Origin of the sequence: Enterobacter sp. SA187 (assembly GCF_001888805.2) — a bacterium.
Lineage (GTDB): Bacteria > Pseudomonadota > Gammaproteobacteria > Enterobacterales > Enterobacteriaceae > Enterobacter_D.
The window spans coordinates 910878-924225 of record NZ_CP019113.1; the positions used below are offsets into that span (position 1 = coordinate 910878).

At 56.7% G+C, this 13348-nt stretch carries 9 protein-coding genes and 1 pseudogene; 3 read left to right on the top strand and 7 right to left on the bottom strand.

The window, feature by feature from the left end; all coding sequences use genetic code 11:
* The first annotated feature begins 91 nt into the window (after positions 1-91).
* A complete protein-coding gene (locus tag BMF08_RS04500) occupies positions 92-934 on the top strand; it encodes a 23S rRNA (adenine(2030)-N(6))-methyltransferase RlmJ (protein ID WP_072571136.1) in 843 nt (280 codons plus the stop codon).
* A 73-nt stretch (positions 935-1007) separates the two neighbouring features.
* Entirely contained in the window at positions 1008-2360 is a 1353-nt protein-coding gene (gorA, locus tag BMF08_RS04505) for a glutathione-disulfide reductase (RefSeq protein WP_072571135.1), read from the top strand.
* A 70-nt stretch (positions 2361-2430) separates the two neighbouring features.
* On the opposite strand, the gene BMF08_RS04510 is transcribed toward gorA, so the two are convergent.
* The 3 genes from BMF08_RS04510 to BMF08_RS04520 all read right to left on the bottom strand — a co-directional run bounded on the left by BMF08_RS04510 (position 2431) and on the right by BMF08_RS04520 (position 5983).
* Positions 2431-3846, bottom strand: coding sequence for a porin family protein (locus BMF08_RS04510; protein WP_083580992.1), 1416 nt, complete (start codon positions 3844-3846; stop codon positions 2431-2433).
* 53 nt (positions 3847-3899) lie between these two features.
* Complete coding sequence (locus BMF08_RS04515; RefSeq protein ID WP_072571133.1) at positions 3900-4667, bottom strand: Slam-dependent surface lipoprotein; 768 nt, start codon at positions 4665-4667, stop codon at positions 3900-3902.
* A gap of 197 nt (positions 4668-4864) precedes the next feature.
* Entirely contained in the window at positions 4865-5983 is a 1119-nt protein-coding gene (locus tag BMF08_RS04520; protein WP_072571132.1) for a mechanosensitive ion channel family protein, read from the bottom strand.
* A 208-nt stretch (positions 5984-6191) separates the two neighbouring features.
* On the opposite strand from BMF08_RS04520, the gene BMF08_RS04525 reads away from it, so the two are divergent.
* The gene (locus BMF08_RS04525; protein WP_072571298.1) at positions 6192-6809 is read left to right on the top strand and encodes a response regulator transcription factor; all 618 of its coding nucleotides are present in this window, start codon (positions 6192-6194) and stop codon (positions 6807-6809) included.
* 6 nt (positions 6810-6815) lie between these two features.
* Here BMF08_RS04525 and BMF08_RS04530 read toward each other — a convergent pair.
* The 4 genes and pseudogenes from BMF08_RS04530 to BMF08_RS04545 form a co-directional block, all read right to left on the bottom strand.
* Positions 6816-12377: pseudogene (locus BMF08_RS04530) on the bottom strand (trifunctional serine/threonine-protein kinase/ATP-binding protein/sensor histidine kinase).
* Positions 12374-12760, bottom strand: a complete 387-nt coding sequence (locus BMF08_RS04535) for a response regulator transcription factor (protein WP_072571131.1) — start codon at positions 12758-12760, stop codon at positions 12374-12376. Before BMF08_RS04535 ends, BMF08_RS04530 begins: the two are co-directional and overlap by 4 nt.
* A gap of 43 nt (positions 12761-12803) precedes the next feature.
* The gene (locus BMF08_RS04540; RefSeq protein ID WP_072571130.1) at positions 12804-13058 is read right to left on the bottom strand and encodes a XapX domain-containing protein; all 255 of its coding nucleotides are present in this window, start codon (positions 13056-13058) and stop codon (positions 12804-12806) included.
* Positions 13059-13060: 2 nt separating this feature from the next.
* Positions 13061-13303 carry a DUF1427 family protein gene (locus BMF08_RS04545; RefSeq protein WP_072571129.1) on the bottom strand — a complete coding sequence of 81 codons (243 nt, stop codon included), beginning with the start codon at positions 13301-13303 and terminating at the stop codon, positions 13061-13063.
* Positions 13304-13348 lie beyond the last annotated feature (45 nt).

A 13348-nucleotide genomic window follows, 5' to 3' on the forward strand; every position in this document is an offset into this window, starting at 1 on the left:
ATTTCAATGCCGGACGTTGCGCTTTCGCGGTGGCGGCCACTTTTCGGTATACTGTCGGCATACTTCTTTTCAGGTCATTGGAACGCGCTACATGCTCAGTTATCGTCACAGCTTTCACGCCGGCAATCATGCCGACGTCCTTAAACATACCGTTCAAAGCCTGATCATTGAATCGCTGAAAGAAAAAGAGAAGCCTTTTCTCTATCTGGACACTCACGCCGGTGCGGGTCGTTATCAGCTCGCCAGCGAACACGCTGAGCGCACCGGGGAATACCTCGAAGGTATCGCCCGTATCTGGCAGCAGGACGATCTGCCGGAAGAGCTGACGCCCTACATCACCGTGCTGAACCATTTTAACCGTAGCGGCACGCTGCGTTATTACCCCGGCTCCCCGCTGATTGCCCGCCAGCTGCTGCGCGAGCAGGACACGCTGCAATTAACCGAGCTGCACCCGAGCGACTACCCGCTGCTGCGTTCGGAATTTCAGAAAGATGCCCGTGCCACCGTGGCGCGTGGCGACGGCTATCAACAGCTGAAATCGAAACTGCCGCCGCCGTCCCGCCGTGGCCTGATCCTCATCGATCCGCCGTACGAAATAAAAACCGATTATCAGGCGGTGGTGCAGGGCATCAGCGAAGGCTACAAACGTTTTGCGACCGGCACTTACGCCCTGTGGTATCCGGTGGTGATGCGCGCGCAAATCAAACGTATGTTGAAAGAGCTGGAAGCCACCGGCATTCGCCGCATTCTGCAAATCGAGCTGGCGGTGCGCCCGGACAGCGATCAGCGCGGCATGACCGCCTCCGGCATGATTGTGATTAACCCGCCGTGGAAGCTGGAGCAACAGATGCAAAACGTGCTGCCATGGCTGCACAGCAAACTGGTGCCAGCCGGTACGGGGCATACGCTGGTGAACTGGGTGGTGCCGGAGTAATCGCAACCATCGGTGGAACCTTTTAAGCCGCGCGTTACACTGCGCTCAAATGCGACTCTATTAAGGAACGGTCATGACTAAGCATTATGATTATCTCGCCATTGGCGGCGGCAGCGGCGGCATCGCCTCGATCAACAGAGCGGCCATGTACGGCCAGAAATGTGCGCTGATTGAAGCCAAAGCGCTGGGCGGCACCTGCGTTAACGTCGGTTGCGTGCCGAAAAAAGTGATGTGGCATGCGGCGCAGATCCGCGAGGCAATCGAGCTTTATGGTCCGGACTATGGCTTTGATACCACCATCAATCACTTCGACTGGAATAAACTGGTCGCCAGCCGTACCGCTTATATCGATCGCATCCATAACTCCTATGACAACGTGTTGGGTAAAAATCACGTCGATGTGATCCGCGGCTTCGCGCGTTTTGTGGACGCCCACACCGTTGAGGTGAACGGCGAAACCATCACCGCTGACCATATTCTGATCGCCACCGGCGGGCGTCCGAGCCATCCGGATATTCCGGGTGCGGAATACGGTATCGACTCCGATGGTTTCTTCGAATTACCGGCCATGCCGCAGCGCGTGGCGGTGGTGGGCGCAGGGTACATCGCGGTTGAACTGGCTGGCGTCATCAACGGCCTTGGCGCGCAGACGCACCTGTTCGTGCGTAAACACGCGCCGCTGCGCAGTTTTGATCCCATGCTGAGCGAAACGCTGGTGGAAGCGATGGCGGCCGACGGCCCGACGCTTCACACCCACGCGGTGCCGAAGTCGGTGGTGAAAAATGCCGATGGCAGCCTGCTGCTGACGCTGGAAGATGGCCGCAGTGTAACCGTCGATTGCCTGATCTGGGCGATTGGCCGCGTACCGGCCAACGACAATTTCAACCTCGCGGTAACGGGCGTGAAAACCGACGAAAAAGGCTACATCGTCGTGGATAAGTTCCAGAATACCAGTGTGCCGGGGATTTATGCCGTGGGCGACAACACCGGTGCCGTTGAACTGACGCCGGTGGCGGTCGCGGCGGGTCGTCGCCTGTCCGAGCGCCTGTTTAACAACAAGCCGGATGAGCATCTGGATTACAACAATATCCCGACCGTGGTGTTCAGCCATCCGCCGATCGGCACCGTGGGCCTCACCGAACCGCAGGCGCGCGAGCAGTACGGCGACGAGGCGGTGAAAGTGTATAAATCGTCCTTTACGGCGATGTATACCGCGGTAACGTCCCACCGTCAGCCGTGCCGCATGAAGCTGGTGTGCGTGGGCGAAGACGAGAAAATCGTCGGCATTCACGGCATTGGCTTCGGCATGGACGAGATTTTACAGGGCTTCGCCGTGGCGCTGAAAATGGGCGCGACCAAGAAAGATTTCGACAATACCGTGGCGATCCACCCGACCGCCGCCGAAGAATTTGTCACCATGCGGTAATGCCCTTCCTGCTATTTCAGCAATAAAAAAACTGGCGAGTTATCGCCAGTTTTTTTTCGCCATTACGCCGCTAAAAGTTTTTATCCAGCGACAATGTGATATTGCGCTGATGGTAATCGTAAAAATTGATATTACTGTCGACGCGTTTATAGCTGAAATTCAGCTTCGGCATCACGCCAAATACATAGAGATCCCGGTGCCAGAGCGACAAATTATAATACTGCTCATTGTCTTTGCGGCGGGTGGAGAATATTTCACTGTCGGCCTGGTAATGACGTTTTGCGAAGGCCGTGGAGGCCGAAAACGAAATCTGCCAGGGTAAGTCCACCTGTACCCCGCCGCGCACGCCTGTCCGCTGATTAGTTTCACTTTTTGCCGCGGTTTGCTGATCCTGAATATCGACGCCCGCATAGGCTGACACCAGATTACTGAAAGCATGAGACAGCGTGGTTGAAGAATAACGGCTATAGCCGCGCAAAAAGCCGTATTCGTCGGCATCGTAATGGAGTTTTTGATATTCCAGCGCCTGACTTATCTGCCATGCGGGAGAAAGCAGGTAGCTGTATTCCGCCCGCACGCCGGGGCCGGAAGAATAGGCTTCCGTGCCGTACCATCTTTTTTCATAAAAAGGCAGCAGGGCGAACTGCTGGCGGTAATCCCGCCACTGATAACCAGCATAAAGGCGGCTGGTAATATCATCGAAATCATGATTATTCCAGTAGCTTTTGCCGTTCACTGTGCCCATAAAGCGCAGGCCATGCTGGTTATACAAAGAGACATCCTTTTGTAGTGCGCCGTTAAACCAGAAGCCCTCTCCCCGCTGCGGGAAACTTTCTTTATTGCGTAAAAAGAGCCGATCGCCGATGCGAATGGTTTTACTTGTCGAGGCGTTATTCACATTGCTGTCGTTAAGATAGCTGACGCTGAGTCTGCCGGTCAGATCGCTGCCCTGTTGAATACGTTCAATATAAACGCCAATGATCGCCTGGATATTTTCCGGCGGATTGCTTTGCAGCACGCGGCGAAACTGGTATTCCGCCGTATCGTACTGGTGGTTTTCAAACATGGCGCGGGCCATGTCGAGCCGCACCGCATCAAGTTCAGGATGTTCACTCAGAATGGCGCGGTAGTGCGCGATAGCCTGATCGTAATCGCCCTTGCTGCGGGCCAGCCCCGCCTTTGCGAAGCGGATCAGCGTGGGATCGGCGCTGGCTGACGCTTCATACACCGGCAGAATGGCTTCCACCATCGGCCATTTGCCTTCGCGCACGGCCTGATCGAGCAGCGCCGTCGCCAGCTCAGGCTGTTCAGCAAGTTGCGCATTGTTAACAGAGATAAAGGTTCCGGCGGCGGAGGTGCTTTTATCCTGCTGTGTCAGACGATCAAAATGGGGTGCAGCGGGAATGACGTCAGTATCCGGCGGCGCGGCTAAGGCGGCGCCGAGCGGAAACAACAGGCTTATTGCGCCTGTACGCAGGACATTCATAGGGATTTATACCATCATGAAAAACCGGCCAGACGGGCTGGCCGGGAGGCGAGTTACTGACGCGTTGCGCCAAAAGCGACGTTTTTGCTGGTGTCGGCGAAGCTGGCAAGACCGCCCAGCTCCTGCGCGGCAGGGCCGTTGAAGTGGCCGGTGAAGGTACCGTCCTGACCGCCTGACTGCGCCTTACCGGTGAAACCGCCGTCCGCAATGGTGCCCTGCATCGCCACAGCGCTGCCGAAGGCGTCGCCTGCGGCAATGTTGCCGTTGATGGTTTTCGCGGCAAAGTCGACGTTAAAAGTGGCATCGCTGCGAATGTCTTCACGCATGCCGTTACCGACATAGGTCGCTGTACCCTGCGTGGGCACGTTGGCGGCCAGCGTCGGCTCGCCCGTGTAGAACACGTCATGCTTACCCGTTTTAAAGTCGGTCCAGGTGCCAAAGGTGGTGTAACTCATACGGCCGCAGCACCAGGAGGTGGCGGAATGACGGGTGCCGTCCGTACTGGTCAGCGACTGGGTAAAGACATAGGCCGGTTCGATACCGGTACCGCGCATGGTATAGGAAAGGCCCTGCGGCGTGGTGTAGGTATAGCCTGACAGGGTGCCCCCGGTGGCCAGGCTTGTCGGCGCGCTGGCAGGCGGTTGCGGCGTGGTGCCGGTATTGTTATTGCCAGCGTTACTGCCAGAACCATTGTCTGTCTGCACCGGCGGCGTCGTGGTCGGCGGCGTTTTATCGCCACCACCACCACCGCCACCACCACCGCCGCCACAGGCGGTTAAAATACACACCGAAAGTAATAAGGCAGGCTTTAACGTGGTCATAAAATGAACATCCTTGGTTGTGAAATATGTTGCATTATTTCTGCACAAAATTTTTACATGAATTTACCGTAAAAAATCACGTACGAACTTAATGAATGTTCATATAACAGGATTATGAGAATTATCTTAGTAAGAAAATACGAATTTCATCGCTGGCAGACCCGCTAATTTACGCGGGCCTACCAATATTGGTGGGATTAATTACTTTGCTGCGGTACCGTCACTGGCATATTAACGGTCGATTGCGCGCCATTATCCGGCGTCCTGACCACCATGTTCGGCAGCGCCAGTTCAATATCATTTGCGATTAAGCCTTCCAGAATACGGATATTAATCTCCTGCTGAATATCCATATACTTATTGTAGTCGGCGGTATTAACAATATGCACCACTTCAAAATTCAGGCGATCCTGGGTAAATGCCAGAAAATGCGCACGGTCAAACTTGGTTTCGCCCACATCCTCAATAATGTCCTGGACCATTTTGCCGATGATACGCAGCTTTTCGGGCGGCGTTGAACTGGCCACCCCAAAGTTGAACACAATGCGGCGGGTCTGCATTCGCTTGTAGTTGTGGATGGTCTGCTGCAACAGGATGGCGTTGGCGCAGACGATCTGCTCGCCGCTGAGGCTACGAATACGGGTGGTTTTTAAGCCAATATGCTCAATGGTACCGGCAACGTCGTTGAAAACAATGAAATCGCCGATTTCAAAGGGCTTGTCGAAGCCGATGGACAGTGACGCAAAAACATCGCTGAGCACCGTCTGTACCGCCAGCGCAATGGCAATACCGCCCACCCCAAGACTGGCCACCAGCGCGGTGATATCGACGCCCGCATTGGCGAGGATCGACAGCAACATCATCGACCAGACCAGCACCCGTAATATCATGCCCAGAATAACCATGGTGACCGGGTTACGGTTTGATCCCGGCGCATGGAGTAAACGATGCATCCAGGACTGCACGCCCTGATCGAGCCAGATCGCTACCTGCAAGGCAAGAACCAGAAACCAGGCGTGGGAAATGGTGGAAAATAAGCGATCCGGCAGCGCGGTAAAACGCAGGCTGAACAGGAACGACGCGAACAGGATTAATAACCGGTTGGTCTTTCTCAGCATATCAAAAAGGATATACCGCAGATTACCGCCATCAGTATGTTTGTTATTCCAGTTCTCGATTGTCTTATAAGCAAATGAAATTAATCGCCTGATTAAGTAATAAGTGATCAGGGTAACGACAACGACAATCGCCACATTGATCCAGAAGGTGGTCGATAACAGTATATTGACAATATTTAATCGGGACAGATATTCCATTTTACCTCCAGTCAGTATATCGCGGTCTAAGTATAGACAGCCTGTCAGTCTGAGGGAGCAGCAATATCAATGTGTTGCATTGTATTAAATTACAGCTTTCAGCGTGCTAAACCGGTTAACAGGGCAGGTTTTGATAGAAACAATCGGCTAAACAGGTATATTAACATTCTGTTAGCAAAATCCGGCAAAGCCTATGACGACTTCTTCTCTGGAACGCACCGTTTATGTGGTTGATGATGAACAAGCGGTCATCTCATCGTTAAGCAATCTTCTCAGCGCGGAAGGTTATACCGTTTCAGCCTTTACCTCACCGCAGGCGTTTTTGTCCCATTCGCACTACCCTGCCCCCTGCTGCCTGATTGTCGATTTGAATATGCCTGATATGAACGGGCTTGAGGTGACGCGCAATCTGCGCGAGCTGGGCTACGCCATTCCGGCTATTTTCCTGACCGGTTACGGCACCATTCCGGTTACCGTACAGGCCATGAAAGCAGGCGCTTACGAGTTTCTGACCAAGCCCGTGTTGCCCGATCCGCTGCTGCTGGCGGTGGCGGATGCGCTGGCCTTTTCTGAAGCGGAGATGGCCGTCGCAGAAGAACGACGTGAACTGATGGCGCGCGCCCGCACCCTGACGCAGCGCGAAAACGAAGTGATGCAGCTGGTGGTGACCGGATTACTCAACAAACAAATTGCGGCGCAGATGGGCATCAGCGAAATCACCGCCAAAGTCCATAAACGCCGCGTGATGGAAAAGATGAAGGTGCGCACCCTTTCCGATCTGGTCAAAGCCACCGAAAAACTTAACCTCGATAATAAACACAGCTGAGGGTGATCAGACGCTCTCTTCCGGCTGCACAGGCAGCGTGAAAGAGAAAATGCTGCCGCCGCTCTCCCGGCTGGCGGCTTTCAGCTTGCCGCCGTGCCGCTTGATGATCTCGGCGCTGATGGTCAGCCCCATCCCCATACCTTCGGCTTTGGTGGTAAAGAACGAATCAAAAATCTTTTCGATAAGCGCCTCCGTCAGGCCGCTGCCGTTATCCGCGACGTCAAACTGAATGGTCGCAGGATCCGGCTGGGAAGACGACAGCCGCAGGCTGCGCACGCCCATGTTGTCCGCCATCGCATCCATCGCATTGATCACCAGATTGAGCAACACCTGCTGGATCTGCACGCTGACGCAGAAAATGCGGTCATTGGTCGCCCGGAAATCCAGCTCCAGCGAGATGAAACGCCGCTCCATCTCCAGCCGTGACAGGGAGTGAATATTACGCGCCAGGCCATGCAGCCGGGCCTGGGCAAATTCCGCTTCCTGGTTGCGGGTCAGCGCCTGTAAGCCGCGAATAATATCCCCGGCGCGGTTTCCTTCGCTGATCACCTCATTAATACTTTTACAGGCGTTTTCCAGGTGCTGCGGGTCGCGTTTCAGCCAGCGCAGGGCCGCGCCCGCATTGGCGACGATGGACATCAGCGGCTGGTTGATCTCATGCGCGATGGACGCCGTCAGCTGCCCTACCGTGGTGGCCCGCGCCACGCGCGCCAGATCGGCCTGGGCAATGCGCACCGCGTCTTCGGAGTTACGCTGCGCGGTAATGTCAGTGATGGTGCCGAAATACTCTTTCACTTCCGGCCAGTTTTCCACCGGCTCGCCGATGCCCTTGATGTAGCGGCACACGCCGTCCGGCCTGATGATGCGAAACTCTGCCTGCATCGGCTGACCATTGCGCACGCTCATGGTCACCAGATCGTTGATGACGCTGAAATCATCCGGGTGTACGCGGGTCATAAAATCGGCCATCGACAAGCTGCCCTGATGATCCGGCAGGCCGACGATACGCGTGTACTCCTCCGACAGCAGCATGATGTCCTGTTCCAGGTGCCAGTGCCAGGTACCGGTGTGACTGATTTTTTCCCCTAACATCAGCGACTTCTGACTGGCGCGCAGCTGTTTTTCCACTTTGCGGCGCTGGATGTTTTCATCCAGCAGTTCAGCGTACAGTCGCGCCGTTTCCAGCGATACCGCCGCCTGCGCGCCCAGCATAGAGACGATCCGCGAATGCTCGGCGGTGAACACATCCGGCAGCAGACGGTTTTCCAGATACAGCACGCCAACCATTTGCGCCTGTTTAAACATCGGTACGCACATCACCGCCGCACCCGAGGCCACCAGATAATGGTCCTGACTGAACGGGCTGAACGTTTCCGGTTTGCCGGTGCGGATCTCCTGCCCGGTGCGGATCACCGCCGCCAGTACGGAGAGCGGCAAATCGGTGGCCAGCGGTGTTTCTTTCACAATGTTGACTTTGATGCCTTCGGCGGTAGTGGTCGCCCGCGCCTGGATCTCGGGAATATTGCCGTCGATCAGACGGATCAGCAGACAGTGCTGCGCCCCGGCCCGTTCCACCAGCATCATCATCAGCGTGTTGATCAGGCGGTTAAGATTGATCTCCTCCGTCAGGGCGCGGATCGCGGTCACCATACTCTGGAGGTCGCTTATCTCGGCGTTCTGCTCGAAAGCGAGCGTATCCAGCGCTGTCTACGTGCCCTGGGTGGTGAGATGTGGATAGCGGCTCTCCAGCTGACGTACTTTAGCGCCCGCGCCCCAGCGTTCCCACGCGCTGATTGCGCCTTTTATGTAGGCTTCCGCGGCAAAGCGCATGCCGGTGGTGGTGGCAAGGCGGGCGGCCAGTTCACAGGCCAGCGCCTGAATGTGATGGAACTGTCCGTCGCGCGCCAGCGCCAGCGCGGACTCATATTTTTCGGCCGCGCCGGTCGCGTCGCCTTTCAGCCGCAGCAGCTCCGCCTGCAACAGCGCCGCTTTATCGGAGAAGGTTTTCGTATTCTCGGCGCACCAGGTGGTGATTTTGTCCAGATGTCGGTTAAATTTTTCCAGCACGTCATCCGTCACCGCTGTCGGCGACAGGGGCACCGACAGGGTTAAAGCGCTGTAGAGATGGAAATCGAGCATATGGGTATGCCCGGGGATCAGCCCAGTCAGAGCGGCAATCTCCGCAAAGCAGCGGCTCGCGCAATCATATTCACCGGCTAAGAAGTGCGCTTTGCCTTTATACAACCCGGACCAGAACTGCATCAGGAAGATGGGCTCCACGGCGCTACCCGACTGCACAACGTGCAGCTCCGGCGGCGTGAAGCGATGACCGGAAAATCCTTCGCTGCAAGGCTGACGCAGGAACTGAACGTAATCACGCTGCATCAGCAGGATCACTTCGACGTCGCGATATTGCGCCTTGCGCACGTAGCTCAGGCCGCGCTCGATAGAGGTCAGCACGCCGTCCAGGTGATCGCCGCGCGCCAGATAGTTCATCACCACATGGCGCAACGCGAGGCAGGCGGTGGTGCGATCGCCAACTTCCACCGCCACGTCGAAGGTCGCTTTTGCCTGCTCAATGGCGTAAGTCACCGGCATCGTCCAGATGCTCACCTGGTCAAGTGGCAGCAGCGTGCGCGCTTTATAGCTGGCAAAATCGTGCTTATACACCAGCTGGCGGGCCAGCAGCGTGCTGGCAAATCCCCGGCTGTACTCATCGTAATGATCGCCACACAGCACGCCATACCAGGAGAGCGCGAAGGTCGAGGCGCCGCTGATACCGCGGGCCAGCGTCAGATGCAGTAGTTTGCAGAGGATCATGAACTGCAAACGCGGGCTGATAAAGGCCGCATAGGTGCTGGCGCTGGCCATTAAATTCATTACCGCTTCGGTTTCGCGGCAGGTCACTTTTGTCAGGTTTCTGAAACGGCTGTAGGGGTTTTTGCCCACATCCGCTTTCAGGGCCTGACGCGCCGTATCGCACTCCTGTTTGTCAGGATGGAGGTTCAACTTGATGCCGAACACCGCCAGCCAGGCGATTGCCGTTTCCAGCGCCAGCTGGCTGTCCGACTGACGCATATGGATCTCCGCCATCAGACAGGCGGCGATGGCTTTATCCGCCAGATCGCCCGGCGCGCCGAGCAGCGTGGCGCATAGTTCACGGGCCGCACAGAGGTTACCGTTGAGGAATTCGCATTCGGCTTCCTCCAGCATAAACATGGCGCGGGTGTCGCCGCTGACCAGCGCATTCAGATGGTGGGCGGTGTGCAGAAAACGCAGCGCCGAGGCGTAATCGCCGGTGACTTTGGCGCGTTTCACCGCTTTCAGGATCAGCGCCGCGAAGGGGTCGGCGTCAGGGCGCAGCAGGGCATAATTCTTGATCGCCCCGATGTGATGCACCGCCCTGAACAGCGGCTCACTGGAGATGGCATTGCCCGCCATTTCTGCCAGCGCGCTGGCCGCGAAGAGGTGCAGGCTGTCTTTTTCATCCGCCGGGATCAGCCCGGCAGCCGCTTCCAGCACGCTGGTGTGCATAAAGGCGTATTTTTTATCGGTCAGGGAAATGAATCGCGCCGTGGCGGCTGGCGTCAGACGGGCGACCAGTTCGGCTACCGACAGGTCAAGGATGTGCGCGGCCAGCATGGTGTCGCCCGCGCCGCCGATACAGGCGAGCCGTCCCAGCAACTGCCGGGCGTGCACCGGTAAGTTTTCCAGCCTGGCGACGATGCCCGAGGCGACATTATCGGAATAATGAAATGCCATAATCGCATGGCGATCCCAGGTCCACTTCATCGGTTTCTGCCAGCTGATTAGCCCGTCCTTCACCGCCTGACGGAACAGTTCATGGGTGAACTGCGGGTTGCCGCCGGTTTTCTCATGCAGGAGCGCCGCCAGCTCGGTGGTTTCGGCGGTTCTGGCATGGAACTGCCCCGCCAGCAGACGGGCAATATTTTTGACCGACAGCGGCTCCGGCGTGATGTCGATAATGCGCGAGGCCGCCGCGCGAATGCGCGCCAGATTGGCGCTGGCAATCGGACAGGGCATCGAGGCTTCGTCCCGGTGCGACAGCACCAGTAGCAGCGGAATATCATCGCTAAGGCTTAACAGATTCTGTAAAACCTGGAAGGTCGCCTGATCCGCCCAGTGTACGTCGTCGATCAGCATGACCAGCGGTCTGCCCGGCGTCGCAAAGGCTTTCACCAGGTTGCAGGCCATGCAGTTGAATTTGTCCCGCTCATCCAGCGAGTGCACATCGGTAAGCAAGGCCGCCTTTTGCCCGAGCAATACGCCGAGCTCAGGAATAATGCTAATCGCCAGCCCCGCGTAATCGCCCAGCAGTCGCTGAATATGCGTTTTCCAGCGCTGCATCTCCATGGCGGGCAGGCCAAGCAGATGCAGCGCGATGGTTCTGAATGCGGCGGTGAAAATGGCGTAGGGTAAAACCGGGGAGTGCTGATCTGCCTTCACAACGGTGAGCAGCGTCTGTTTCTGTTGCAGGATCTTCAGTGCTGAAGCCATCAGCGAGGACTTACCCGATCCCGGCGGCCCGGCGATCACCACCAGCGCGTGTTTGCCGCTGCTGTGCACTTCGTCATAAGCGGAAAGAATATCCGCCGCCTGCGGATGTTCAGAGCAGAGCGCATCCGACGTCAACCCGCTGCGGCGCGTATCCTGCTGCCCCAGCGAGAACGAACTGAGCAGCCCGTCCGGCATCAGATTCGACTGGCAGCGATAGAGATCCGCCAGCAGTCCTTCCGCCGTCTGATAACGGGTGTCCGGAGACTTGGCTAACAAACGCATAATGATGGCCGACAGCACCACGGGCACGTCCTTGCGCAACCGGTGCGGCGGCAGGGGTTCGGAGGCGATGTGATGATGCACCCACTCCGCCTGGCCGCCGTCGAGATTGCCGTAGGGTAAACGCCCGGTCAGCAGTTCATAAAGTACGATGCCGAGGCTGTATAAGTCACTCAGGCTGCTCACCGGATCGGCGGTGCGTGAGGTATGCTCCGGCGACATATAGGCCAGGGTGCCGCCTGTCACCGGCAGCCGGGACTGCTGCGCCTGGGCGTCGGTAGTCAGACCAAAACCGCCGAGCAGATAACGCTCCTCATCCATAATGAAGAAATTGGCGGGTTTGATGTCGCCGTGCACCAGACCACTTTGATGCATCTGGCTGAGGGTGGACGTCAGCAGGATCGCCTGCCGAAGGAAATCAACCAGCGAACCGGTGGGCAGACAGAGGGTGTCGGAAAGGGTGCGCCAGCTGAACGCCGGATACATCAGCGCGTAACGTCCCTGAAACTGGGTATAGCCGAGCGGTTTCAGCGCCCAGCGTTCAGACAAGGTGTCGCGCAGGGCATATTCGTTTTTCAGGCGGCGGGTGATCTGATAACCCGCTTCCTCGCAGGCGGGCATCGCCAGCGTAAAGGCCTCGCCCGTCGCGTTATCGCGACACACCAGCCATTCAACGTTCCCTTCCAGGGCGAGCGGAGTAAGGGTCATTTCATCTGACACCAGGAAACTGTCGATTTCGGCCGCCTGGTAAAGCAGAAGCATACTGCTCATTCGCCCTCCTCATGGTGAGAAAACGTCTGATGAATATGTTCAAAAAGTGTATCAATGTTGATCGGCTTGGGTAAAAACGCAATCGCCCCGAGGGTCATCGCGCACCACATCATATTGTCATCGCCGTTACCGGAGATAATAATGCCCGGCGGTTTTTCCAGCCGTTCGCCCAGCGCTTTGAAGAGTTCAAAGCCGGACATGCCTTTCAGTTCAACATCAATAATAAACAACGCCGCATCCCGGATGGCGGCGTCATCATTTAACAGCGCTTCTGCCGACTCAAATACCTGCGTACTGTAGCCATCAGACTCAAGTAAATTACTCAGCCCCGTGCGAACGGAACGTTCATCATCAACGACTACAATGCACTTCGACAGCTTCATGCTGATATCCTTAGACAGGCTCACAACAGGTTGAGAGGCCTTTCTAAGGGCGTTTCTCACCCGAAGGCGGTGGCGTACCACTTATTTTAGGGACGCACTCATGACGGAACCAGGCCAGAGTCACCGGCTGGCGGCTGATTAATCTTTTGCATAACGGAATGACCTGCTCGCCAACCAGCATGCCAAACAGCCCAAGCAGTGCGATCACTGGCGGGGCGGGCGAATTCACTTCGATCAGGGTATAAATCACCCCGGCGAGAATACCCATTAACAGAGAAACAATATAGGTTTTCAGCATGGTTAACCCGCCTGTTTAGCGCTGGACGTTACGGAGGAGGAGTGGGAAGAAGCGGCAGGTTTTGCATCGGAAGTACGGGCGACAGGCTCAGGATGCATAAAGGGCGCGGCCAGTTGACCGCCGAGGATCATCCCCAGCAAGCCCACCAGCGCCACCGCGGGCGGCGCGGGGGATCGGACGTTCAGCAGCGCGTAAATCAGCCCGATAAGCAGACCCGCCGCCAGAGAAATTAGTAAAGGACTCACAGGTCCTCCTTGTAAAAAGGCGCTGGCCGCCACACCCGGTGACGG